Annotated in this window: 17 protein-coding genes; 9 read left to right on the plus strand and 8 right to left on the minus strand. The window is 72.2% G+C overall.

Annotated elements, in window-relative coordinates; translation table 11 throughout:
- The first annotated feature begins 49 nt into the window (after positions 1-49).
- A complete protein-coding gene (locus ACZ7PG_RS21695; protein ID WP_470240901.1) occupies positions 50-973 on the plus strand; it encodes a hypothetical protein in 924 nt (307 codons plus the stop codon).
- A 1-nt stretch (position 974) separates the two neighbouring features.
- On the opposite strand, the gene ACZ7PG_RS21700 is transcribed toward ACZ7PG_RS21695, so the two are convergent.
- A complete protein-coding gene (locus ACZ7PG_RS21700) occupies positions 975-3,974 on the minus strand; it encodes a helix-turn-helix transcriptional regulator (protein WP_470240902.1) in 3,000 nt (999 codons plus the stop codon).
- Here ACZ7PG_RS21700 and ACZ7PG_RS21705 point away from each other — a divergent pair.
- Positions 3,973-4,263: a nuclear transport factor 2 family protein gene (locus ACZ7PG_RS21705; protein ID WP_470240903.1), complete on the plus strand. Its 291-nt coding sequence runs from the start codon at positions 3,973-3,975 to the stop codon at positions 4,261-4,263. The genes ACZ7PG_RS21700 and ACZ7PG_RS21705 overlap by 2 nt on opposite strands.
- On the opposite strand, the gene ACZ7PG_RS21710 is transcribed toward ACZ7PG_RS21705, so the two are convergent.
- Positions 4,258-5,892, minus strand: coding sequence for an acyl-CoA synthetase (locus tag ACZ7PG_RS21710; RefSeq protein WP_470240904.1), 1,635 nt, complete (start codon positions 5,890-5,892; stop codon positions 4,258-4,260). The genes ACZ7PG_RS21705 and ACZ7PG_RS21710 overlap by 6 nt on opposite strands.
- 153 nt (positions 5,893-6,045) lie before the next feature.
- Between ACZ7PG_RS21710 and ACZ7PG_RS21715 the strand changes: the two genes are divergently transcribed.
- Positions 6,046-7,734 (plus strand): bifunctional 3'-5' exonuclease/DNA polymerase, encoded by a 1,689-nt coding sequence (locus ACZ7PG_RS21715; RefSeq protein WP_470242369.1) that lies wholly within the window; start codon positions 6,046-6,048, stop codon positions 7,732-7,734.
- A gap of 138 nt (positions 7,735-7,872) precedes the next feature.
- On the opposite strand, the gene ACZ7PG_RS21720 is transcribed toward ACZ7PG_RS21715, so the two are convergent.
- The gene (locus tag ACZ7PG_RS21720; protein WP_470240905.1) at positions 7,873-9,639 is read right to left on the minus strand and encodes a sialidase family protein; all 1,767 of its coding nucleotides are present in this window, start codon (positions 9,637-9,639) and stop codon (positions 7,873-7,875) included.
- Between the two features lie 114 nt (positions 9,640-9,753).
- On the opposite strand from ACZ7PG_RS21720, the gene ACZ7PG_RS21725 reads away from it, so the two are divergent.
- Positions 9,754-9,891: a hypothetical protein gene (locus ACZ7PG_RS21725; RefSeq protein WP_470240906.1), complete on the plus strand. Its 138-nt coding sequence runs from the start codon at positions 9,754-9,756 to the stop codon at positions 9,889-9,891.
- 105 nt (positions 9,892-9,996) lie between these two features.
- Positions 9,997-10,134: a hypothetical protein gene (locus ACZ7PG_RS21730; protein WP_470240907.1), complete on the plus strand. Its 138-nt coding sequence runs from the start codon at positions 9,997-9,999 to the stop codon at positions 10,132-10,134.
- Here ACZ7PG_RS21730 and hrpA read toward each other — a convergent pair.
- The 5 genes from hrpA to ACZ7PG_RS21755 all read right to left on the minus strand — a co-directional run bounded on the left by hrpA (position 10,131) and on the right by ACZ7PG_RS21755 (position 18,020).
- Positions 10,131-14,024, minus strand: coding sequence for an ATP-dependent RNA helicase HrpA (gene hrpA / locus ACZ7PG_RS21735; RefSeq protein ID WP_470240908.1), 3,894 nt, complete (start codon positions 14,022-14,024; stop codon positions 10,131-10,133). The genes ACZ7PG_RS21730 and hrpA overlap by 4 nt on opposite strands.
- A 117-nt stretch (positions 14,025-14,141) precedes the next feature.
- On the minus strand, positions 14,142-14,480 hold the full coding sequence (locus ACZ7PG_RS21740; RefSeq protein ID WP_470240909.1) for a hypothetical protein: 339 nt from the start codon (positions 14,478-14,480) through the stop codon (positions 14,142-14,144).
- Positions 14,481-14,595: 115 nt separating this feature from the next.
- Positions 14,596-15,759: a lactate 2-monooxygenase gene (locus ACZ7PG_RS21745; RefSeq protein WP_470240910.1), complete on the minus strand. Its 1,164-nt coding sequence runs from the start codon at positions 15,757-15,759 to the stop codon at positions 14,596-14,598.
- Between the two features lie 237 nt (positions 15,760-15,996).
- Positions 15,997-16,560: a GNAT family N-acetyltransferase gene (locus tag ACZ7PG_RS21750; protein ID WP_470240911.1), complete on the minus strand. Its 564-nt coding sequence runs from the start codon at positions 16,558-16,560 to the stop codon at positions 15,997-15,999.
- Entirely contained in the window at positions 16,557-18,020 is a 1,464-nt protein-coding gene (locus ACZ7PG_RS21755) for an APC family permease (RefSeq protein ID WP_470240912.1), read from the minus strand. Before ACZ7PG_RS21755 ends, ACZ7PG_RS21750 begins: the two co-directional genes overlap by 4 nt.
- A 173-nt stretch (positions 18,021-18,193) precedes the next feature.
- Here ACZ7PG_RS21755 and ACZ7PG_RS21760 point away from each other — a divergent pair, with 173 nt between their 5' ends.
- The 4 genes from ACZ7PG_RS21760 to ACZ7PG_RS21775 all read left to right on the plus strand — a co-directional run bounded on the left by ACZ7PG_RS21760 (position 18,194) and on the right by ACZ7PG_RS21775 (position 23,831).
- Positions 18,194-18,829, plus strand: coding sequence for a GOLPH3/VPS74 family protein (locus ACZ7PG_RS21760; protein ID WP_470240913.1), 636 nt, complete (start codon positions 18,194-18,196; stop codon positions 18,827-18,829).
- A gap of 620 nt (positions 18,830-19,449) precedes the next feature.
- On the plus strand, positions 19,450-20,610 hold the full coding sequence (locus ACZ7PG_RS21765; protein WP_470240914.1) for a saccharopine dehydrogenase family protein: 1,161 nt from the start codon (positions 19,450-19,452) through the stop codon (positions 20,608-20,610).
- Positions 20,611-20,735: 125 nt separating this feature from the next.
- Positions 20,736-22,820, plus strand: a complete 2,085-nt coding sequence (locus tag ACZ7PG_RS21770) for a M4 family metallopeptidase (RefSeq protein WP_470240915.1) — start codon at positions 20,736-20,738, stop codon at positions 22,818-22,820.
- Between the two features lie 78 nt (positions 22,821-22,898).
- Positions 22,899-23,831, plus strand: coding sequence for a hypothetical protein (locus tag ACZ7PG_RS21775; RefSeq protein ID WP_470240916.1), 933 nt, complete (start codon positions 22,899-22,901; stop codon positions 23,829-23,831).
- The last annotated feature ends 17 nt before the right edge of the window (positions 23,832-23,848 follow it).

Genomic DNA, 23,848 nt, shown 5'->3' on the forward strand with positions numbered 1-23,848 from the left:
CGTGCACCGTGTCGGGGATCGTCGGGGGACGTTACGGGGCGGGTCGGCCATGGCGGGCAGCACGGCGGGCGGTCAGCAGGGTGAACGCACCGCGTTCGCCACCCACCTGCGCGCGGCCATCGCCACGAGTGGTCTCTCCCTCGACCGGATCCAGGCGCGGTTGCGCGCCCGCGGCGTCGTCGTCAGCGTCACCGCCCTCAGTTATTGGCAGTCCGGCAAGCGCCAGCCGGAACGGCAGAGCTCGCTCTCGGCCGTCCGCACGCTGGAAGAAATCCTCGACGTCCCGGCCGGATCCCTGCTCGGGCTGCTACCGCCGCCCCGGCCCCGCGGCGGCGCCGGGAAGCGCCACGCGGGCGGCGAGCCCCTGACGTTCCCCCGCGAGACGCTCCAGCCGCTGCTGGACAAGGTCGGCGCGCCGGACGCCCTCGAACGTCAGCACCCGCTGAAGCTGGTCGGGCTGCACGACCTGTGCGAGATCGCCGCGGACGGCGGCCAGCGCGCGGTCACCGCGCGGGCGGTGTTCCAGGCGGGCGCGGACGGCCTGGACCGCTGGCTGCTCGTCTACACCCAGGACGACCCGGCCGCCGGCGCGCCGGAGCTGCACGCGGTGCGCAACTGCCGGGTGGGCCGCGCCGAGACCGACGAGGCCCACGGCCTGATCGTCGCCGAGCTGATCTTCGACCAGCCGATCGACCGCGGCGAGACGCACCTGATCGAGTACACGCTGACCAACGGCGGGCCGCCGTACCCGGAGTGCCGCAACACCTACTACCGCGAGTTCCGGCGGCCGGTCCGGGAGTACCTGCTGGAGGTCCGGTTCGCACTGGGCACGGCGCCCGAGCGCTGCTGGCAGTACGCCCGCAACGGCGGGACGGGCGCCACCCGCCGCCCCCTCAAGCTCGACGGCGGCGACGGCGTCCACGCGGTGGCCCTGGACTTCGGCCCCGGCGTGTTCGGCATCGACTGGGACTGATTCACCCCCGCTGCGCGGCCGCCGCGGTGGCCAGCTCCGTGCGGTTCGCGATCCCGAGCTTGGCGTAGACGTGCGCGAGGTGCGTCTTCACCGTGCCGCGGCTCATGAACAGCCGGGTGCCGATCTCCGGGTTCGTGCAGCCCTCGGCCGCGAGCTTCACGACCTCCAGCTCGGTCGGCGTCAGGCTGCCCCAGCCGCTCGACGGGCGGCCACGCGCACCCCGGGTCCGGCGGACGAACGCGACGACGTCGTCGAGGCTCATCGGCTCGTCCTCGGTCGTGAGGTCGAACCCGCCCGGCCTGCGCGGGAAGCCCAGCTCCGTCCGCACCCGCGTGGCCGAGACGAAGACCCGCGCCGCGTCGGCCTCGCGGCCGGTGCGGGCGAAGAGCGCCGTCAGCGCGTCCAGGCTGTCGAGAACACCCAGGCGGAGTCCGTGGTCGAGGCGCAGCGCCAGGGCCTCGTGGTGCAGCTCGGCGGCCTGCTCCGGCGCGGCCAGGTACCCCTGCTGGTCCAGCGCGTCGGCCAGCGCCGACCGCAGGCCCCAGCGCCGGGTCAGCTCGACGGCGGTGGTCAGCACGGCCGCGGCTTCCTCGGTCCGGCCCAGCTCCCGCAGCACGGCCCCGCGTTCGGCGAGCCCCTGCGACGCCATGTACGTCCCGGGAACGGCCTCACGGGCGAACCACCGCTCGGCTTCGTCGAATGAGCCGCGACGCCGGTGCAGCTCGCCCATCACGCCCGCCATACCGGGCACGAAGACGTCGCCGGCGGTCTCGAGCAGCCGCAGGAACGGTTCCATCACGCGGAACCCCGCGTCGACCTCACCGGCCAGGCAGTGCACCAGTGCCAGCCGGCACAGCGTCGTGTTGACCCGGTGGAAGTCCCCGAGCGGCGCGGCGACCTCGACGGCGTGCTCGGCGAGTCCGCGCGCCCGCGGCAGGTCCGCCGACGCGAGCGCGATCGCCGACCGGGCACTGAGGACGGTCGAGGCGAGTCCGCGATCTCCTCGGCGAAGGAGCCCTTCGGCCGCTTCGGCGAGCAGCGGGTCGGCTTCGCCGTGCCGGTCGCGGGCGTGGAGGACGATTCCGCGCAGCATCACCGCGCTGTCGCGGGCGAAGCCGTCGTTTTCCGCCGCCTTCTCGGCTTCGAGGGCGAGGTCCCAGGCGGCGTCGAAGTCCGTGTAGAGGTGCCCGAGGGCGGTCAGCGAGAGGCATCGCGCGCGCAGCCCCGCCTCGCCGACTTCGGTGGCGATCTCCAGTCCCAGGCGCGCGGCTTCGAGGTCGAACGGCGCCGTCGTGTCGGCGACCAGCCCCATCCCGGTGAGCAGCCGGGCCTGCAGCGGCGAACGCTCGTCCGGGCAGCGGGCGACCGCTCGCTTGAGGTACGCCAAGCCCTCGTGGCCGCGGCCCCGGAGGTTCCACAGCCACGCGACGGCGGCGGCGAGCCGGCGTCCGCGCTCGGGATCTTCCCGCATCAGCCCCCATTCCAGGGCCGCGCGCAGGTTGTCGCGCTCGGGTTCCATCCGCGCGCGCCACGCGTCCTTATCGCGGTCCAGGTCGGGTTCGGCGGCTTCGGCGAGGGCCAGGAAGTGGTCGAGGTGGCGGTCGCGGACGGCGTCGGTCTCCCCTGCTTCGGCGAGCCGGGCCGCCGCGTACTCACGCAGCGTCTCCAGCATGCGGTAGCGGCCGTTTTCGGCCAGTACCAAGGACTTGTCGACGAGCCGGCCCAGCGCGACCGGGCCACCCGCGGCGTCCAGGGTGAACCCGCCGGCGAAGACGGAGAGCCGGCGGAACACCGCGCGGTCCGCGTCGTCGAGCTGGTCGTGGCTCCACGCGATCGACGCGGCGAGGGTCTGCTGCCGGGCCGGCACCCCGCGCGGGCCGCGGGTGAGCAGCGCGAAACGGTCGTCGAGACCGGCGTCGATCTGGTGCGGGGTCAGGGTTCCGAGCCACGCGGCGGCGAGCTCGACGGCCAGCGGGATGCCGTCGAGCCGGGTGCAGACGGACCGGACGGCGGCCGCGCTGGAAGTGTCCAAAGTGAACAGTGGGCGGACCGCGCCCGCCCGTTCGACGAACAGCGCGACCGCCTCCTCGACGGCCAGCGGCGGCACGCGCCACACCGTCTCGCCCGGCACGCCGAGGGGTTCCCGGCTGGTCGTCAGCACGGCGACCTCGGGGCAGGACCGGAGCAACTCGACGGCGAGGTCCGCGACGCCGTCGAGGACCTGTTCGCAGTTGTCGAGGCAGAGCAGGACGCGCCGGTCGCGCAGGTGGGTCACCACCGACCGGACGGCGCCGACGTGCGGCTCGACGGGCACCCCGAGCGTCGCGGCGACCAGCTCGGCGACTTCGGCGGGCTCGGTGTCGAGTTCGACCCACCACACCCCATCGGGCCATCGTCCGGCCCCGGCGGCGGCGACCTGCGCGGCCAGCCGGGTCTTGCCGCTGCCGCCGGTCCCGGCCAGCGTGACGAGCCGTCCCCCGGCCAGCCGCCCCTCGATGTCGTCGGCTTCGGTTCCGCGGCCGACGAAACCGGTCAGCTGCACCGGGAGGTTGTTCGGGGTCGTGTCGAGCGAGCGCAGTGGACCGGGGCTGCCGCCGAGCTGGAAGATCCGCTCGGGCGCGGTGAGGTCCGGCAGCCGGTGGACGCCGAGGTCGTGCAGCGGCTTGCCGGGCAGTCCGGCGGCGGCGGGCGCGGAGACGAGCGTGCGGCCGTCGGCCAGCTCGCGCAGGTGCCGGCAGCGCCGGACAGCGGGTCCGGTCGGCGTGCCGTCGTCGCGGATCAGGGCCTCGCCCGTGTGGACAGCGGCGGGTCCGGTGGTCAACGTCGCGACGGCCTCTTCGGGCGTCGCGAAAACGGCCGGAGGTTCGTCGCCGGCGCACAGGATCGTGACCGTGCCCGCGGGCACCAGGTTCGTCTCGCTCATCGCCCGGCCAGTCTGCCAGCGAATCTCGGCCAGGTGGCAGATGTCCGCACCCCCGCCGCCTGCGAACTTCGACCCCATGGACACCTTTGAAGACCTGCTGGCCCGCTGGCGCGACGCCGAGACGCGCGGCGACACCACCGCGTCCTTCCTGGCCGACGGCTTCCGCGGCGACGGGCCCGACGGACTGGTGCTCGACCGCGACCACTGGCCCGGCCGGGCGCCGACGGCGGCGTTCCGGTGGACCCGGCTGGAGGTGACCGCCACCGTCGGTGTCGCGACCGGTCACCGCGACGGAGTGGGCTGCACGGTGGTGGCCGCCCGGCGCGATGACGGCTGGCGGATCGTCAACGTCCAGCGCGGCTCATGACAGCTTGGTCCGCAGCACCTTCCCGGTGGCGTTGCGCGGCAGTTCGTCCAGGAACTCGACGTCGCGCGGCACCTTGTAGCGCGCCAAGTTCGCCTTCACGTACTCGCGGACGCCCTCGACGTCGAGGTCCGCGCCGTCGGCCAGGACCACGAACGCCTTGAGGCGCTGGCCGAACTCCGGGTCCTCGACGCCGATCACCGCCGCCTCCAGGACGTCTTCGCGCTCCACCAGGAGGTTCTCCACCTCGATCGGGAACACGTTCTCGCCGCCGGAGACGATCATCTCGTCGTCGCGGCCGTCGATGAACAGGAGGCCGTCTTCGTCGAAGTGGCCGACGTCGCCGCTCGACAGCAGGCCGTCGATGATCTCCTTGTGGCGGCCGTCGGTGTAGCCGCCGAAGCTGAGGCCGCTGCCGACGAACACCCGGCCGGTCACGTGCGGCTCGGTGATCTTTCCGCCCTTTTCGTCGTACAGCGCGACCTTGCAGCCGACCGGTGCCCGGCCGACCGTGCCGGGCGCGCGAGCCCAGTCTTCCGGCGTCGCGACCGTCGCCACGGCGACCTCGGTCGAGCCGTAGAGGTTGTGCACGACCGGGCCGAACGCCTCGTTCGCGCGGTTGCCGAGGTCCGGCGACAGCGCGGAGCCCGCGACGAAGATGATCCGCAGCGCCGACGTGTCGTACTTCGCCCGGACGTCCTTCGGCAGGTCGACGATGCGCTGCAGCATGGTCGGCACCAGCACGAGCGCGGTGCACTTGTGCTCGGCGACGCCGCGCAGCGCCTCCTCCGGCGTGAACTTGCGGCGCATCACGACCTTCGAGCCGAGCGCGAAGGAAAGGATGAACTGCGAGAGCCCGGTGCCGTGGAACAGCGGCGCGCCCATGTAGGTGGCCTCGTTGGACCGCAGCGGGATCCGGTCGAGGAACTGCGCCGACGCCAGCGCCGAGGTGTGCGGCCGCGGCGCGCCCTTCGGCGTGCCCGTGGTGCCGCTGGTCAGCAGCACGAAACCGCCCGGCTTGGCCGGCGCGGGCCACGGCCGGTCGTCGGTGCTGGCGATGATCTCGGACAGCACCGGCACGTCCCGGTCGCTCAGGTCGCTGTCCGGGTCGACCCAGGCCAGGTAGCGCTCGACGCCGTCGGGGATGGCGTCGAGGAGGTTCGTGAACTCCTGGTCGTACACCAGCGCCGTGACGCCCTCGCGCTTGGCGACGTCGGCCAGCTGCGGCTTCGCGAACCCGGTGTTCATCAGCAGCAGGCGGACGCCGAGCTTGCCCGACGCGGCCATCGTGATCACCAGGCCGCGGTGGTCGCGGCACAGCGCGGCGACGACCTGACCCGGCTTGATCCCGCGCTCGGACCAGGCCCTGGCCAGCGCGTTCGACTGGTCGTCGAGCTGCTTGTAGGTCAGCGGGCCGAGCTCGTCGACGATGCCGACGGCGGTCGGGTCGCGGCGGGCGGAGATGTGGTTCGCGCCGGCGAACGGGCCGAACTTGCGCAACGCGACCAGCGACCGGACCCCCTCGTCGAGCCGGGGGAAGGGGACGAGACCCGCGCGGCGCATCACGTCCACGCTGCGCGCCGTCTCCGCCACCTTGTCCGCCACCTGCGTGGCGAGCTCGACCAGGCTCATCCGGGCACCTCCGTTGCTGCGGGAAGAGAGCCCATGCCGACGGCGGGCGTACCGGCGGTATGGGGGCTACTGGACAGTAAACCAACGGCGCCGCGAGCGCACCAGCCGCGCGTGGCCCGGTTTTTGTCGGTGGTGGCCGTCATGATGTCTTTCGTGCAGGTGATCGCCGGGCGGGAGGAGGACGGGAGCTTCACCGTGCACGCACCGTCGTCGACGGCGAACGGCCTGGACGAGGCGGGTTTCGCGGCGCTGGCCCGGGAGCTGGAGGCGACGCTGCGGCCGCGCTGGGTGTTCCCTTCGGTGGAGGGCGTGTACCCGGTGCTCGTCGCGGCCGGGGTGCGGGTCGGGCGCTGCTACGACCTCGCCCTGGCCGAGGGGCTGCTGCTGGCGCACGAGGGCCGGGAGGGGCAGTCGCGCAGCCTGCGCGCGGCCTGGGCCAGGGCGAACGACGAGGAGCCGCCGCTCGACTCCGCGGACGTCGAGCTGGCGCAGCCGACGCTGTTCGACACCCGGGTGCCGACGCTGCCCGAGGGCGTGACGGTCGTCACGGCGGTCCGGCGCGTGCTCGCGGAGCAGGAGCGGCGGGTCGCCGCGGCCGGGCACCCCGACCGGATGCGGCTGCTGCTCGCCGCGGAGTCGGCGAGCGCGCTGGCCGCGGCGGAGATGTCGGCCGACGGCCTGCCGTGGCGCGCCGACCTGCACGAGGCGCTGCTGGTCTCCCGGCTCGGGCCGCGGGTGCGCGCCGGCGAGCGGCCGAAGGTGCTGGTGGAGCTGGCGGCGAAGATCAGCGAGGCGTTCGGCGGGCGGCCGGTCAACCCGGACTCGCCGCCGAGCGTGGTCAAGGCGCTGGCCCGCGCCGGGATCGAGGTCCCGGCGGCGCGGAAGTACCTGCTGAAGGGAATCGATCATCCCGCCGTCGCGCCGTTGCTGGAGTACAAGGAGCTGTCGCGGCTGTACGCGGCGAACGGCTGGTCGTGGCTCGAGGAATGGGTCACCGACGGCCGGTTCCGCCCGCACTACGTCGTCGGCGGGGTGGTGTCCGGGCGCTGGGCCAGCCGCGGCGGCGGGGCGCTGCAGATCCCGAAGGTGCTGCGCACGTGCGTGCGCGCGGACCCGGGCTGGAAGCTGGTGGTGGCCGACGCGGCCCAGCTCGAACCGCGGGTGCTGACGGCGTTGTCGGGCGACCGCCGGCTGGCCGACGTCGCGGCGGCGACCGACCTGTACGCCCGCCTCGGCGAGGCGCTGTTCTCGGGCGCCCGCTGGGTCCCGGCCCCCGACGACGACCGCGACGACCGGGCGCGCGCGAAGATCGCGATGCTCTCGGCGATGTACGGCGGCACGTCCGGCGAGGCGGGGCCGCTGCTGGCGTTGCTGCGCCAGCGTTTCCCGGACGCGGTGTCCTATGTGGAGCACGCGGCGCAGGCGGGCGAGCGCGGCGAACGCGTCCGCTCCCGGCTGGGCCGGACATCGCCCGCCCCCTCGGCCGCCTGGCGCGCGCTGACCGGCGGGCTGGCTTCGGACGAGGCCGGGGAGCTGAAGGCCCGCCGCGCGTCACGAGGCTGGGGCCGGTTCACGCGCAACTTCGTCGTCCAGGCGAGCGCGGCCGACATGACGGCGGTGATGCTGGCGACGCTGCGCCAGCGCCTCCCGGATCCGGCCCACCTGGTGTTCTTCCAGCACGACGAAGTCATCGTCCACACCCCGGCGGACCTGGCGGAGGAGGTGTCCGCGGCGATCACGGACGCGGTGGCGGAGGCCGCGAGAATGCTGTTCGGGGAGGCCTGCCCGGTGCGGTTCCCGATGCAGGTCGCGGTGGTCGACACCTACGCCGACGCGAAGTAGCCGTACCCGGACGGACGACACGCGCACGCAGATGGACGACACGGCGATCGATCGTGTCGTCCGTCCAGGTACGCGTGTCGTCCGTCCAGGTACGCGTGTCGTCCGGCCGGGTACGCGTGTCGTCCGGCCGGGTACGCGTCAGCCGAACATCGAGAGCGTCTGCGTGCCGACGTCCTGGTTCGGCAGGGTCTTGCCCGGGTTGCCGCGGAAGTCGGTCCAGACCGGGTGCAGGCCGAAGTCGGCACCGACCGCCGCCGCGGTGTAGTCGCCGATGAACACGCCCTGCAGCTCCTTGCCGGTCTCCGCGCCCGTCGACACGAACTGGACCTGCGGGTTCGCCGTCTGCGTCGTGATCCGGCGGATCGGGGACGAACGGTCGCCCCAGCCGGTGGCGTAGGCGTAGTCGAGGCCGATGCCGTGCGGGTCGTACGCACGGGTGTAGAACGTGACCGCGACACGTCCGGCCAGCGCCGCGACCGCCGGGAACACCTCGTCGGCGTCCGTGCCGATCTTCACGGGCTTCGACCAGCCGTGGCGGCCGTCGGACCCGCTGAGGAACGCGTCGCCGTTCGTCTTGACCGACTCGCCGTCGCGGTAGGTGCCGTTGCGGTCGTCGGCCCAGGTCACCCACAGGTGATCGGTGACGCGGTCGTAGGTCAGCTGCGGGAAGCTGTTGACCCGGAAGTTCTCCCCGGTCAGCGCGTTGTTGGCGACGTCTTCGTCGACTGGGAAGTCGAAGTCGAGCGCCACCTCCGTGTTCCGGAACGTGCGTCCGCCGTCACGCGAGGTCGCCACGACGACGGCGTCGTGATCGGACGGCTGGTCGCACGCCGCGGTCGCGCACACCGACGTCTCGTAGGCGATCTGGAGCGTCTTGTCACGGGTGACGACCGGGTTCGAGCCGCTGCCGTAGGGCGTGATCCCCCCGTGGAAACCGGACAGTGACGGCGAAACCCGGCGCATCGGCGACCACGTCCGGCCGAAGTCGGCCGACTTCGACAGCACGATCGGCGACTCGGTGAACTCGCCGTCGGCGTCGTAGGTGAACTGCGTCCAGGTCACGTAGACGTCGCCGGACACGGGGTCGGCGGCGATCCACTCCTTGTCGTTGAAGATGTTCGTGGGCGTCGGCGTGCCGGCCGGCGTGAGGCCGTCGAGGTGCAGGATCGCCGGGTCGCCGAAGCTGCGCCCGCCGTCGTGGGACACCGAAACGGCGATGCCGCTGGCGAGCTGCTGGTCGTCGGGGACCGCCGCCCGGCTGAACAGGAGCGTGGCGTAGTAGACGGTGTTGTGCGGCCCGAACGCGACCGCCGGGTCACCCGCGGCGTCCATGTAGGACAGTGGAGCCGGCGCCCCGGTCGGGAAGTCCAGGTGCGGCAGCTGGACGTTCGCCCAGGTCCGGCCGCCGTCGAACGACGTGTAGGCGAAGCCGCCGGAGTCGTTGCGCGCCTCGCGGGTGTTGTAGAGCCGGTAGTCGTTCGAACCGGCGACGATGTTGCGCGGGTTCTCGGGGTTGACGGCGACGGTCGTCTCGTTCTGGGCGGTGCTGCAGCCGGTCTGGCTGCCGGTCGGCACGACGGTGTCACCGTCGATGACGTCGTTGTTGGGGGCGAGCGGCCGGTAGGGGTTCGGCTTGCCGATGTAGGTCTGGCAGAGCGCGGACAGCGCCGGATCGTCGCCGTCTTCCTCTTCCTCCTCGGCGAACTGCTCCTTCAGCAGCGGGTTCGGCACATCGTGCCGAGCCTCCGCCGCGATCTTGTGCTTGCTGTGCAGCGGATCCACCGGCAGCGGCGACCCTCCGCCGGCGGCGTGCGCGGCCGGCGCGAGGACGACGGCGAGCGGCAGGACGAGCGCGGTGAGCGTGGCGAAGATTCTGCGCTTGGCGGATGAAACACCTGAGGACATCGGAAGATCCTTTCCCAGGAGGTCTTCAGCCGTCCCAGGCTTGACGCCCGTCCACGCGCGGTCAACCGACGGAAGTTCGGAGCCGGACATACCGGATTTCGGTAGCCTGGACCGATGATCGACTACGGGCTGGATCTCTCCGCGGTGGACCGTGACCGCGCGCTGCCCGACCTGGTGGCCGAAGGGGACGAACTCGACGCCCTCGTTTCCGCGGAAGCCGACTGGTCCCGGCCCACGCCCGCCGCCGGGTAGACGATCGCCCACCAGATCGCGCACCTCGCCGCGGCCGACCCGAACGTCTAGTCGCCCTACGGACTCCGGAAGCCTTCGACGTCGTGCCGGCGGACGCCGACCTCGATGCCGCCGCGGGTGCGGCCCGGCGCACTCGACTTCTGCCTGCGCGTCACCCAACGCCGGACGCCGGCCGAAACCAGCCTCACGGCCGACGGCGACCACGCGCGGAAGTGGCTGGAGCTCGCCCGGGTCTTCCTCTAGGCCAGCGCGTCGTCGATGGCTTTCGTGATCCGCTTAAGCGACACGGGGTGCGCCGTCCCCAGCGTCTGCGCGAAGAACGAAACCCGCAGCTCCTCGATCATCCACCGCACTTCGTCCAGCGCCGGCGACGACGTGCCCGGCGGCAGGGAAGCCACAGCGTCGGCGTACTCGCCGGTGATCCACGCGATGTCCGCCGTGCGCTGCAGGTCGCGGGTCGGCTCCGAAACCAGCTTCTCCAGCCGGCGCGAGATCCCCTGCAGGTAGCGCACCACGTTGCGCAGCCGCGAAGCACCCGTCGCCGTCACGAAACCCGGGTGGACCAGGCCCGAAAGCTGGGCCCGGATGTCGGCCAGCGACTCCGCCGGTCCGCGCGTCGAGGGCAGCGCCACCTCGACGTCGTTCGCGGCGCGGAGGATCTTCTCGACGTCGGTCAGCACGTCCAGCACCACCGGGTGCAGGCCCGCGCGGACCTTCTCCAGCAGGACCTTGAAGCCGGTCTCGTCGAACACCGGGCCGCCGCCGGCCGTCATCAGCGCGTCCACCGCGCAGTCGACGCAGTCCTCGAGCAACGCCGCCACGCTGCCGTGCGGGTTCCGGTTCAGGACCAGCTTCGACGAGTTCGACAGCGACCGCGTGATGAACTTCATCGGCGAGTTCAGGTTCAGCCGCAGCATCCGCCGCGTGCCCGCCCACATCGCGTGTTCCTGCTGCCCCGGCGTGTCCAGCATCCGCACCGCCACCGACGCGCCCTCGTCCACCAGCGCCGGGTACGCCTTGACGTCGTGGCCGCGCTGCGTCGAAGCGAACACGCGGGGCAGCGAGCCGAAGTCGGGCTTCGTCAGCCCGGCCTTCTCCAGGCTGTTGGCCGCCTTCGAGATCGTCTCCCGGACCTTCGGCGCCAGCTTGAGCCGCAGCAGCGAGATGTCCTTGCCCTCGGCGACCTTCTTGCCCCGCTCGTCGACCACCCGGAACGTCATCTTCAGGTGCTCCGGCACCGAAGCCGGGTCCCAGTCCGCGTACGGCACCGTGATCCCCCGCAGCGCGCGCAGCTCGCGGCCGAGCACCTCCAGCAGCGGACCGTCCGAAGGGGACACTCGCGAAAGGACGTACGCCGCGGTGTCCGGCGCCGGGACGAAGTTGCGCCGCAACGCCTTCGGCAGCGACTTGATCAGCTGCGTCACCAGTTCCGCGCGCAAGCCGGGTACCTGCCAGTCGAAACCGTCCTCGGTGACCTGGTTCAGCACGGGCAGCGGGATGTGCACGGTGACGCCGTCGGCGTCCGCGCCCGGCTCGAACTGGTAGGTCAGCTTGAAGACCTGCGTGCCCTGCGTCCACGAGTCGGGGTAGTCGCCCTCGCGGACGCCGCCCGCGGTCTCGTTGATGAGCATGGACTTCTCGAACGAGAGCAGGTCCGGCTGCTCGTGCCGCGTCTTCTTCCACCAGGTGTCGAAGTGCCGCACCGAGACGACGTCCGCGGGCACCCGCTCGTCGTAGAACTCGTACAGCGTCTGGTCGTCGACCAGGATGTCGCGCCGCCGCGCGCGGTTCTCGAGGTCCTCGACCTCTTCCAGCAGCGCCCGGTTCTCGGCGAAGAAGTGGTGGCGCGTCTGCCAGTCGCCCTCGACCAGCGCGTGCCGGATGAACAGCGCCCGCGACATCTCCGGGTCGATCCGGCCGTAGTTGACGCGGCGGTCGGCGATCAGCGGGACGCCGTACAGCGTCACCTTCTCGGTCGCCATCACCGCGCCCTGCTTGCGTTCCCAGTGCGGCTCGGAGTAATTGCGCTTGACGACGTGCCCCGCCAGCGGCTCGACCCACTCCGGCTCGATGCGCGCGTTCACCCGCGCCCACAGCCGCGACGTCTCGACCAGCTCGGCCGACATCACGAACCGCGGCTGCTTCTTGAACAGCGCCGACCCGGGGAAGATGCCGAAGCGGGCGCCGCGCGCGCCCAGGTAGTCGCCCTTCGCCGGGTCCTTGAGCCCGATGTGCGAGAGCAGCCCGGCGATCAGCGACGTGTGCACGCGCTGCGGGTCCACCGGGGCCGTGTTCGTGTTCAGGGAGATGCCGAGCGGTTTCGCCAGCTGCCGGAGCTGGCTGAAGATGTCCTGCCACTCGCGCAGGCGCAGGTAGTTGAGGTACTCGGTGCGGCACATGCGGCGGAACTGGTTGCCGGACAACGCCTTCTGCTGCTCGGCGACGTACTCCCACAGGTTCAGGTAGGCGAGGAAGTCCGACGTCGGGTCGGCGAAGCGCGCGTGCTGCTGGTCGGCCGCCTGCTGCTTCTCCGCCGGCCGCTCCCGCGGGTCCTGGATGGACAGTGCCGCCGCGATGATCATGACCTCGCGGACGCAGCCGTTCTTCGCCGCCTCCAGCACCATCCGGCCCATCCGCGGGTCGACCGGCAGCTGCGCGAGCTTGCGGCCGATGTCGGTGAGCCGCCGGTCCGACGAGCTGGTGGCGGTGCTGTCGAACGCGCCCAGCTCCTGCAGCAGCCCGACGCCGTCGGTGACCTGACGACGGTCCGGCGGCTCGACGAACGGGAACGCCGCGATGTCGCCCAGCCCCAGCGACGTCATCTGCAGGATGACCGACGCGAGGTTGGTCCGCAGGATCTCCGGGTCGGTGAACTCCGGCCGCGCCTCGAAGTCCTCTTCGGAATAGAGCCGGATGCAGATGCCGTCGGACGTCCGGCCGCAGCGGCCCTTGCGCTGGTTCGCCGACGCCTGCGAGACCGGTTCGATCGGCAGGCGCTGCACCTTCGTGCGGTGGCTGTAGCGGGAGATGCGCGCGGTGCCCGGGTCGACGACGTACTTGATGCCCGGCACGGTCAGCGACGTCTCGGCGACGTTGGTCGCGAGCACCACCCGGCGTCCGGTGTGCTGCTGGAACACGCGGTGCTGGTCGGCCGCCGACAGCCGCGCGTACAGCGGGAGGACCTCGGTGTTGCGCAGGTCCGCCCGGTTGAGCACGTCGGCGGTGTCACGGATCTCGCGCTCGCCGGAGAGGAACACCAGGACGTCGCCCGGTCCCTCGGCGCACAGCTCCTCGACGGCGTCGAGGATGCCCTGCGTCTGGTCGCGCTCGTCGTCACCTTCAGGGTCATCGGGGTCGACGAGCGGCCGATAGCGCGTCTCGACCGGGTACGTCCGGCCGGAGACCTCGACGATCGGCGCGTCGTCGAAGTGCTTCGAGAACCGCTCGGGGTCGATCGTCGCCGAGGTGATGATCACCTTGAGGTCGGGACGGCGCGGCAGCAGCTGCTTGAGGTAGCCGAGGATGAAGTCGATGTTGAGGCTGCGCTCGTGGGCCTCGTCGATGATCAGCGTGTCGTACTGGCGCAGCGAGCGGTCGGTCTGGATCTCGGCCAGCAGGATGCCGTCGGTCATCAGCTTGACCAGCGTGTCCTGCCCGGACTGGTCGGTGAACCGCACCTTGTAGCCGACGGTGTCGCCGAGCTCGGTCTTCAGCTCGCTCGCGATCCGGTCGGCGACCGTGCGGGCGGCCAGGCGCCGCGGCTGCGTGTGGCCGATCTGGCCGCGGATGCCGCGGCCGAGCTCGAGGCAGATCTTCGGCAGCTGAGTGGTCTTGCCCGAGCCGGTCTCCCCCGCGACGATCACGACCTGGTGCTTCGCGATCGCGGCGCCGATCTCGTCCTTGAGCTTGCTGACCGGCAGCTCTTCGGGGTACTCGATCTTGGGCACGCTTTCGCGGCGCGCCGCGATCCGCAGCTCAGCCTTGTCGATGTCGGCGGAGATCTGCGCGAGGGCGGCGTCGCGATCGCGAGCTTTGCGGGCGCCGTCGAGCCGCCGGCGCAGCCGCTGCTCGTCACGCGGCATCAGCTCGGGCAGGCGCGCACGCAGCGCTTCGAAGGGGGATGACGTGGACATGCTTGGACCGAGGATAGCCGTGCGTGACGACGCGGGCCTCCCAATATCCCCGTGGCGTGACCGGGCGCACGCGAAAGGCCCCGCACCGGGTGGTGCGGGGCCTTTTCGAAACGAGGCTCAGCCCTGCTGGCCGGGCTGCTGCGGGTACTGCTGCTGCGGCTGCGGCTGGCCCTGGAACTGCTGCGGCTGGCCGCCGGCGTACGGCTGCTGCTGGCCCGGCGCCGGCGGCTGCTGGGCGAACTGCTGCTGCGGCTGCGGCGCGGACTTGGTGCGGCTGATCGCCACCGAGCCGCCGATCAGCACGAGGCCGAGGACGCCCAGCCCGATGCCGAACGTCGGCTGCATGTCGGTGGCCCAGGACAGCAGGCGGAATTCGTAGTCGAACTGCTCCAGGACGAGCGATCCGAAGCCGAGGACGGCGAACAGGATGCCGATGCGCATCATGATCGAAGACATGGAAAACCCCCAACAGGAAAGGGAAACAGGAGCCGGCCGCCCCGACGGCCCGCAATGGGACTCGAACAGTAGCGGCCGGTTCCCGAGCTGTCCCCGGATTTCCCGTTTTGTTATCTCATGTCCGCTGGAGCGAGTCCGGGCCCAGGTCGGCGAGGGTGCGGTGGCCGGAAAGTCCCATGGTCAGGTCGAAGTCGGCCAGCAAGCTCCGCAGCACGTGCCGGACGCCGTCCTCGCCCGCGTGCGCCAGCCCGTACACCCACGGCCGGCCCACCAGCACCGCCCGCGCGCCCAGCGCGATCGCCTTCAGCACGTCCGCGCCGGTGCGGACGCCCGAGTCGAAGAGCACCTCCATGCGGTCGCCGACCGCCGCGACGATCCCGGGCAGCGCTTCCAGCGCCCCGATCGCACCGTCGACCTGGCGGCCGCCGTGGTTGGAGACGACGATGCCGTCCATTCCGGCCTCGGCCGCGCGGCGCGCGTCGCCGACGTGCTGGATGCCCTTGAGGACGATCGGGCCGTCCCAGTGCTCGCGCAGGAACGGCAGCTGGTCCCACGTCCGGTCGGTGCCGGTGATCATGCCGATCCAGGTGAGGATCGCCGTGCCGCGGTCCTCTTCCGGCGTCTTCGCCAGCCGGGACAGGAAGACGGGGTCGGTGAACGGGACGGCGAGGCCCTCACCCTGCAGGAACGGCAGGTAGGACTGGTCCAGGTCGGACGGTCGCCAGGCCAGCGTCCACGTGTCGAGCGTGACGACCAGCGCCGTGTAGCCGGCCGCCTTCGCCCGGGCCAGCAGGCTCGCGCAGACGTCCGGGTCGCCGGGCCAGTACAGCTGGAACCAGCGCGGGCCGTCACCGTTGGCCGCGGCGACGTCCTCGATGCCGGTGGACGACGCCGTGGACAGGATGAACGGGAGCCCCACCGAGGCGGCGGCGCGGGCGGTCGCGGATTCGGCGTCCGGGTGCACGATCGACTGGACACCGACGGGCGCGACGGCCACCGGCGCGGCCAGCCGGGTGCCGAGCACGGTCGTCGAGAGGTCGCGGTCGGTGGCGCCGGTCAGCATCCGCGGCACGACGCGCCAGCGGTCGAACGCCTCGCGGTTGGCGCGGGCTGTCGCGCCGGAGCCGGCCGAACCCGCGACGTAGGAGAACGGGCCGGGCGCCATGACCTCACGGGCCGACGCTTCGAGCTTCGTCGCGTCGGTCGAGCACGGCGGCAGCACCCCACCGAGTCCTTGCAGGTAGAGCTCGTTCTGGTAGCTGCCGAAGCGTTCGGTCACGGCTTCCTCCTCGCGTTCGAACGCGCACTGTACTCGCCGGTAACGGCTCAGGCCGGGGCACGCCGCATCGGCTGCATCGGTGGCCCGCCGGGCGGGTGGAACGCGGCTCTGTGGTCGCGGAACCCGAGCCGCCGCCCCGACCTCACACCACCGGACGCCGCATCGGCTGCACCGGCGGCCCACCAGGCAGGTGGAACGCCGGTCTGTGGTCACGGAACCCGAGCCACCGCCCCCACCTCACACCACGGGACGCCGCATCGGCTGCATCGGCGGCCCGCCGGGCGGACGGAACGCCGGTCCATGGTCGCGGAACCCGAGCCGCCGGTAGAGGCGCGTGCTGGCCGGCGAGCTGGCCTCCAGGTAGGTGGGCACGCCCTCGGCGTCGGCCCGGTCGAGGCCGTGGCGCAACAGCCGCCCGCCGATGCCCCGGCCCTGGTGGCCCGGCCGGACGCCGATGAACTGCGCGTGCCAGAGCGGTCCGGGCGGTTCGAGGCCGGCCATGAGGCCGAGCAGCGCGCCGAGCCGGCCGGTCTCGGCCGCGTCGAGTCCGGGGATCGGGTCGTCGTCCCCGCCGGCGGGGAGCCAGATCACCGCCGCCGTGTGGTCGCCGGTCACGTCGACGTGCCCGGCCGCGAAGCCGGCTTCGAGGAGCGCGCCGAAGAACGCGGGGTGCGAGACGGTGCGGCGGCGGCCGGCGTCCGGGAACACCCAGCGGCTCATCGGGTCGTCCTGGAACGCCTCGACCAGGATGCCGAGCACGGTGTCCACTTCGGACGGATCCGCGGCGCGGACGTCGCTCATCGCGTCTCCGCGAGCTCGTCCTCGCGCAGCGGGCCGCCGATGCCCGCGTAGACGTCCGGCCGCCGGGTGCGCAGTGCTTCGGCCCGCAGGAAGCCGGCGAGACCGGCGAGCACGAGCAGCCCCGGCAGACCCCAGCGCAGCAGCGGGATCGAGCCCGCCGGGCCGAGCAGGACGTCGAAGTTGACGATGATCAGCACCAGGATCGCGGTCAGCGTCACCGCCGCGAGCGCGGGTGCGCCCAGGCGCCGCCACCCCGTCTCCCGGCCGGGGCGACGGCGGAAGAACCCGATGACCGACAGCGAAACCGCGATCATGATGATCGTGACGCCGGTCGAAGCGGTGACGCCGGTCCAGGTGAACAGGTCCGTGAACGGGTCGCGCCCGGCCAGCGCGAAGACCGCGACGACGACGATCCCGATCGAGGTCTGGACCAGTGAGCCGCCGATCGGCGCGCCGGTGCGCTTGCTGGTGCGGCTGACGCCCTCCGGCAGCAGCCCGTCCCGGCCCAGCGCGAAGAAGTACCGCGCGACGGCGTTGTGGAGGCTCAGCAGCGCGGCGCACTGGCTGGTCAGGAAGAGCACGTACGCCGTGTCGGCGAACGCGGTGCCGACGTACTGCCCGCCGAGCCCGAACAGCAGGCCCGGCCCCTCGGCGGCGGCGCGCTCGACGACGTGGTCCGGACCGGTCGCGACCGCCATCCCGAGCGAGGAGACGACGTAGAGCACCGCGGTCAGCCCGATCGCGATGTACGTCGCGCGGCCCACCGTCCGGCGCGGGTCGCGGCACTCCTCGCCGTAGGTGGCGGCCCCTTCGAAGCCGAGGAAAACCGCTATGGAGAAAGCGAAAACGGCGCCGACGCCCGCCGTGAAGAGGCTCGACGGCTCGAGCGGGACGAGCGAAACGGAGCCGCCGGCCGGGTGGCTGAACATCCCGGCGTTCAGCACCACGAGCACCAAGACCTCGAGGCCGAGCGCGACGCCGAGCACCTTCGCGTTGAGGTCGATCCGCAGCACGCCGCCGGCGCCGACGACCAGCACCATCAGCAGCGCGATCGGCCACCACGGCAGGTCCCAGCCGAACTTCGAGTTCAGCCAGGTGGACACGGAAAGGCCGAACAGGCCGAAGACGCCGGTCTGGATGGAGCTGTAGGCGAGCACCGTCACGTACGCGACGGCGGTGCCCGCCGAGCGCCCGATCCCGTGCGCCACATAGGGGTAGAAGGCGCCGGCGTTCGTGATGTACCGGCTCATCGCGGCGTACCCGACGCCGAACAACGCGAGCACCGGGGCCAGCAGGACGAACGAAAGTGGCACACCGACGATGCCTGTCACAGCGTAGGTCGCCGAAACCCCGCCGGCGATCGCGTACAGCGGACCGGCCGCCGCGACGACGAAGAAGACGATCTGGGCGGCGCCGAGCCGCTTCTTCCCGAGGCCGCGCCCCGGTGACTGGGTACCCATGAACCTTCCCCCGCGCCGTAGGTGATCTTGGCGCGGCGCCCCAGAGTAGGGGGTCCGCACCGGACGGCGGTACGTCCGTTCGGGGTAAACCGTGACGGCACCGAAAGTGCGCCGAAGCCGGACCGCTATCTTCGGCATCCTCACTTCGACCGCCCAGGGGGCCGTTTTCCGTCATGCGCCGGCTCACCTTGGTCGATTCCTTCTTCTTCCTCGGCCACGACGAGTTCACCGGCCGCCCGTCGCTCAGCCGGACGTCACTGGGCATCGGCCTGGCCGGCGCGGCGTTGTGCGACCTGCTCTTCACCGACCGGATCACGGTCGAGAACGGGAAGGTGCGCGCGATCGCCACCCGGCCACCGGGTATTCCGACGGCCGATCACGTGCTTTCCGAAATCGTTTCGGAAACGGGGGCGCACAGCGTGCGCGACTGGGTGGACCACCTGCGCGGCGAACTGCCCACGGTCGCCGCGGACAACCTCGTGGGGCTCGGACTGGTCCGGCGGACGCCGATGCTGTTGCGGCGCAGGCATCGCTACCCACCGGAGGACCTGCTGGTATCGACGGCGGCCCGCAGCAAGGCCCGGGCGGCGGTGTTCGGAGTGGACAGGCCCGACCCGCATGCGGCGTGTCTGGCCTTGCTGGCTTGGACCGCGGGTGTCGACGACCTGTGCGAGCCGGAGCTCGGCCGGGCATCGGTGCGGGCTTGGATGGCCGACACGCACCACGAGATGCCGCGGCGCATTTCCGACGTGATCAGCGGAGTGGCAGCCGTGGCGGCGGCGGTGGTTTACACCGGCGACCGGAAGTGACTTGGGGCAGCGCCGGCGACCGCACGTGACCCCGGCGGGGCGGCGGTAACCGGCGGTGTGGCAGGGCCGCGGCTGGCCCCACCGACGCCGGCGGCCGCACGTGACCCGAGGCGGGCGGCGGCGTGGCAGTACCGCGGCAGCTGCCACCCACGCCGGCGATCGCAAGGGGGCGACCGCAGCCGCACCGGCGACCGGAAGTGACTTGGGGCAGCGCCGGCGACCGCACGTGACGCCGGCGGGGGCGGCGGTAACCGGCGGCGAGGCAGGGCCGCGGCTGCCCTCACCGACGCCGGCGGCCGCACGTGACCCGAGGCGGGCGGCGGCGTGGCAGTACCGCGGCAGCTGCCACCCACGCCGGCGATCGCAAGGGGGCGACCGCAGCCGCACCGGCGACCGGAGGTGATCGGCCGGGTGGCGATGGCCGCAGCGGCCCTCACCGACTCCGGCGGCCGCGAGTAACCCAAGGCGGGCGGCGACAGGGCAGCGCCACTGCAGCCGTCACCCACAGCGGTGACCTGCGACCTCGCGGGGCCCACGCCCGCCCCCGTCTACCTCAGCGGCCGGAAGTGACCCGTGGGTAACATGGGCGCGTCCGCCGTCGACGTCCCCTTGGAGGAAACATGCGTGCGCACGATGTGGTCCTTTTCGGCGCCACCGGGTTCACCGGGGGCCTCACCGCCGAATACCTGGCCCGCCACGCGCCCGCGGACCTGCGGTGGGCGCTCGCCGGCCGGAACCTCGGCAAGCTCGAGGCCGTCCGCGCGCGGCTCGCTGACATCGATGACCGGTTCGCCGCGCTCGACCTGCTCGTCGCCGACTCCGGCGACCCCGCCTCCCTCAAAGCGGTCGCGGAGGCCACCAAGGTGGTCATCACGACCGTCGGGCCCTACCTCACCCAGGGCGAGCCGCTGGTGGCCGCCTGCGCCGCGGCCGGTACCGACTACGTCGACCTGACCGGTGAGCCCGAGTTCGTCGACCGGATGTACCTGGCGCACGACCGCCGGGCCCGGGAGACCGGTGCGCGGCTGGTGCACGCCTGTGGCTTCGACTCGATCCCGCACGACCTCGGCGCCTACTTCACGGTCAAACAGCTGCCGGAAGGCGTGCCGCTGAAGGTCGACGGCTACGTCCGGGCCAGTGGGATGCCCTCGGGTGGCACCTTCCTCAGCGCGCTGACCATCATGTCCCGGCTCCCCGCCGGGGCTCGGGTGGCGAAAGAACGGTCCGCCGCCGAACCTCGGCCGGCCGGGCGGTTCGCCCGTGCGCCGCTCGGACGGCCGCACCGGGTCGCCGACGCCGGCTGGTGGGCCGTGCCGCTGCCGACCATCGACCCTGAGATCGTGCGCCGGTCCGCGGCCGCGTCCGAGCGCTACGGGCCGGACTTCACCTACCGGCACTTCGCCGCGGTCAAGCACCTGCCGGTGCTGGCGGGCGGCGCGCTCGGGGTCGGCGCGCTGTTCGCGGCGGCGCAGATCCCGCCCGCGCGGCGCGGGCTCTCCCGCCTGCTCGCCCCCGGCGACGGCCCGAGCCCCGAGCGTCGCGCCCGGTCGTGGTTCTCGGTGCGGTTCATCGGCGAGGGCGGCGGTTCGCGGGTCGTGACGGAGGTGTCCGGCGGCGATCCCGGCTACGACGAAACGGCGAAGATGCTCGCGGAATCGGCGTTGTGCCTCGCCACCGACAAGCTCCCGGAAACGGCGGGCCAGGTCACCACGGCGACCGCGATGGGCGACGCGCTGATCGAGCGGCTCACCAAAGCCGGGATGCGGTTCGCGACCCTCTGAATTTCACGCTTTCACAGCACCGAACGTGAAATTCCGGTGCTGTGATGAATCTTCTGCCGCTCCTCACCCGCGGTTAGCGTCGATCGGGTTCTCCTTCCCCCATCGCGTTTTTCGCAAGGAGCGTCATGAGATTGCCGCAACGGTTCGCCGCGCTCGGCGGGGCGACGGCGGCGGGCATGGTGGTGGTCGGCATCGCCGTCGCCGCGCCCGCGCAGCCCGCCCCCGAGCCGCCCCCGTCCGCCGCGCAGGCCCAGGCCAACGCCACGAGCGCCGCGGCCGGGCTCGTCAACACCCGGCCGGCCGCCCTCCACGCCGGGGCGCACGACAAGTTCGTCCAGCGGGACGTGCGGTCGGCGGCCGGCCTGTCGTACGTCGTCTACGACCGCACCTACGACGGCCTGCCCGTGATCGGCGGCGACCTGGTCATCGCCACCGACGCCACGGGCACCGTGAAGACCACCTCCGTCGCGCAGAACCAGACGCTCGGCGACCTCGACGTCCACGGCGCGAAGCTGACCGCGCAGCAGGCCGAAACCGTTGCGCGCAACCAGGTCCGCGGACCGAATAGCCTACCCGGCGGCAAGCTCGTCGTGGTCGCCGACGGCAGCGGCCGGCTCGCCTACGAGAGCAACGTCGAAGGCACCGACTCCCGCGGCGAGCCGAGCAGCCTGAGCGTCTACGTCGACGCCGTGGACGGCCGCGTCCTGCGGACCGTCGAGCACGTCGCCGCGGGCACCGGCACCGGCAAGTGGAACGGGCCGTCGCCGCTGGCCCTGAACACGACGAAGTCCGGCAGCACGTACTCGATGGCCGACCCGAACACGCCCAACCTGGACTGCCGCAACTACAGCAGCGACTCCGTCCTCACCGGACCGGACGACAGCTGGGGCAACGGCACCGGCACGAACATCGAGACCGGCTGCGCGGACGCGCTGTTCGTCGCGCAGACCGAGAAGAAGATGCTCTCGGAGTGGGTGGGCCGCAACGGCTTCACCGGCAACGGCGGCGCGTGGAAGATCCGCGTCGGCCTCGACGACGAGAACGCGTACTACTACAACTCGCGCCCGGCGTACGTGAACCTCGGGCACAACCCGAGCGGCGAGTGGGTCGGCTCGCTCGACATCCTCGGCCACGAGATGGGCCACGGCATCGACGACTACTCCGGTTCCGGCGGCTTCTCCGGCGGCGGCACGCAGGAGTTCATCGCCGACACCTTCGGCACGGCGACGGAGTTCTACGCGAACGAGCCGTCGCAGTACGACCCGCCGGACTACGCGATCGGCGAGGAGGTCAACCTGGTCGGCACCGGCGCGATCCGGTACATGTACGACCCGTCGAAGGTCGGCGACCCGAGCTGCTACTCCAGCTCGACACCGAACGCCGAGGTGCACAAGGCGGCCGGGCCCGGCGACCACTGGTTCTACCTGCTGGCCGAAGGCAGCAACCCGACCAACGGGCAGCCGACCAGCTCCACGTGCAACAACACCACGATCACCGGCCTCGGCATCCGCAAGGCGATCAACATCATGCACGGCGCCGTGCAGCTGAAGACGTCCGGCAGCACCTACCTGCGCTACCGCACGTGGACGCTGCAGGCCGCGAAGAACCTGTACCCGGACAGCTGCGCCGAGTTCGACGCGGTCAAGGCGGCGTGGAACGCGGTGAGCGTCCCGGCGCAGTCCGGCGACCCGACGTGCACCGGCACGCCGCCGACCACGACCACGACCCCGCCCACCACGACGACGCCTCCCCCGGGCGGGTGTAGCGGCCAGCTGGTGCAGAACCCGGGCTTCGAGTCCGGCAAGGCGTCGTGGACCGACCCGAACACGACGATCGGCCAGTTCGGCAGCCAGGCGCCGGCGCGCTCGGGCACCTGGGACTCCTGGCTCGGCGGCTGGGGTTCCGCGCACACGGACACGCTCACGCAGGCGGTCACCATCCCCGCCGGCTGCCGGGCGAGCCTGACGTTCTGGCTGCGCGTGTGGACGGCCGAGACCGAGAACGTCGCGTACGACAAGCTCGTCGTCTCCGCCGGTTCGACGACGCTGGCGACGTACTCGAACCTCGACCGGAACTCGGCCTACGCGCAGAAGACGCTCGACCTGTCTTCCTACGCCGGGCAGACGATCACGCTGAAGTTCGCCGGGACGGAGGACCAGTCGCTGCAGACGTCGTTCGCCGTCGACGACACGGCGGTCGCCGTCGGCTGATCCCCCGACGAGGCCTGCCCCCTACTTTGGTGGCAGGCCTCGTTGCGCCGGATGCGTCCGGTATTCATGCTTACGCGAATGGAAGCGTTCCCCGAGGACAACACCGAGGTCGCCGAGGCGATCCGGGAGGGACCGTTCGAGGTGGCCTTCGACCTCGCGATCCGGCACCGCGGGCTGAGCCTGGAGGCCCTGCAGCGGCGGATGGCCACCCACGGCGCCCAGGTCAGCCTGGCGACGCTGAGCTATTGGCGCCGCGGCCGCCGGCACCCCGAAAGACACCGCTCGCTGCACGCGGTGGGCGTGGCCGAAGGCTGTCTGGGCCTGCCCGCGGACGCGTTGACGGCGCTGGTCACGCGGCCTCGCGAGCGCCGGGTCGAGCCGTGGCCCGGCGGGATCAGCCTGGCCGGCGCGCTCGGCTCGGAGCCGACGGAGCTGGCCTCGTGCGACGGCATCGACCTCGACGGCAACGCGCGCCTGGCGCTGGCTTCGGTGCACCAGCGCGCGAAGCTCGGCCCGGACCGCACCGAGCGGTCGGTCCGCTCGGAGCTGGTGGTGACCAGCCGCGAGGACGGCGTCGACCGCTGGGTGTCGTTCTTCCGCCCCCAGACCGGCGGCGGCCACCGGCCGGTGCTGCGCTCGGCGCACAGCTGCCGCCCGGGCCGCGTCCGCCGCGACGCGGATTCCGAGCTGGTGGCGCTGGAGCTGCGCTTCGACTACCCGCTGCGGGCGGGCGAGACGTACGTGTTCGACTTCGAGTTCGGCTACGACGGAACGCCCCCGGAGACGAGCTACCTGCAGTTCGGTGTGCGCGCACCGGCCCGGCAGATCGTCCTGCAGGCGTGCTTCGACCCGGCGGCGGTGCCGGTGCGCTGTTACCGCTACCACCGCCCGCACGAGGGCGGCCCGGCCGCGGACCGGCCGGAGCTCCCGGTGGGCCCGAGCGCGACGAGCCACATCGCGGTGCTCGACGCCCAGCCCGGCGTCTACGGCATGTGCTGGGAGTGGGACTGACCGGTCGTGAGTGAGAA

The sequence above is a fragment of the Amycolatopsis sp. NPDC114504 genome (genome assembly GCF_055633595.1).

Coding starts and splice junctions, on each gene's coding strand:
- ACZ7PG_RS21765 (WP_470240914.1), top strand. CDS start 19,450: ATGCGTGCGCACGATGTGGTCCTTTTCGGCGCCACCGGGTTCACCGGG.
- ACZ7PG_RS21700 (WP_470240902.1), bottom strand. CDS start 3,974: ATGGGGTCGAAGTTCGCAGGCGGCGGGGGTGCGGACATCTGCCACCTG.
- ACZ7PG_RS21705 (WP_470240903.1), top strand. CDS start 3,973: ATGGACACCTTTGAAGACCTGCTGGCCCGCTGGCGCGACGCCGAGACG.
- ACZ7PG_RS21720 (WP_470240905.1), bottom strand. CDS start 9,639: ATGTCCTCAGGTGTTTCATCCGCCAAGCGCAGAATCTTCGCCACGCTC.
- hrpA (WP_470240908.1), bottom strand. CDS start 14,024: ATGTCCACGTCATCCCCCTTCGAAGCGCTGCGTGCGCGCCTGCCCGAG.
- ACZ7PG_RS21760 (WP_470240913.1), top strand. CDS start 18,194: ATGCGCCGGCTCACCTTGGTCGATTCCTTCTTCTTCCTCGGCCACGAC.
- ACZ7PG_RS21730 (WP_470240907.1), top strand. CDS start 9,997: ATGCCGCCGCGGGTGCGGCCCGGCGCACTCGACTTCTGCCTGCGCGTC.
- ACZ7PG_RS21770 (WP_470240915.1), top strand. CDS start 20,736: ATGAGATTGCCGCAACGGTTCGCCGCGCTCGGCGGGGCGACGGCGGCG.
- ACZ7PG_RS21710 (WP_470240904.1), bottom strand. CDS start 5,892: ATGAGCCTGGTCGAGCTCGCCACGCAGGTGGCGGACAAGGTGGCGGAG.
- ACZ7PG_RS21775 (WP_470240916.1), top strand. CDS start 22,899: ATGGAAGCGTTCCCCGAGGACAACACCGAGGTCGCCGAGGCGATCCGG.
- ACZ7PG_RS21755 (WP_470240912.1), bottom strand. CDS start 18,020: ATGGGTACCCAGTCACCGGGGCGCGGCCTCGGGAAGAAGCGGCTCGGC.
- ACZ7PG_RS21725 (WP_470240906.1), top strand. CDS start 9,754: ATGATCGACTACGGGCTGGATCTCTCCGCGGTGGACCGTGACCGCGCG.
- ACZ7PG_RS21750 (WP_470240911.1), bottom strand. CDS start 16,560: ATGAGCGACGTCCGCGCCGCGGATCCGTCCGAAGTGGACACCGTGCTC.
- ACZ7PG_RS21695 (WP_470240901.1), top strand. CDS start 50: ATGGCGGGCAGCACGGCGGGCGGTCAGCAGGGTGAACGCACCGCGTTC.
- ACZ7PG_RS21740 (WP_470240909.1), bottom strand. CDS start 14,480: ATGTCTTCGATCATGATGCGCATCGGCATCCTGTTCGCCGTCCTCGGC.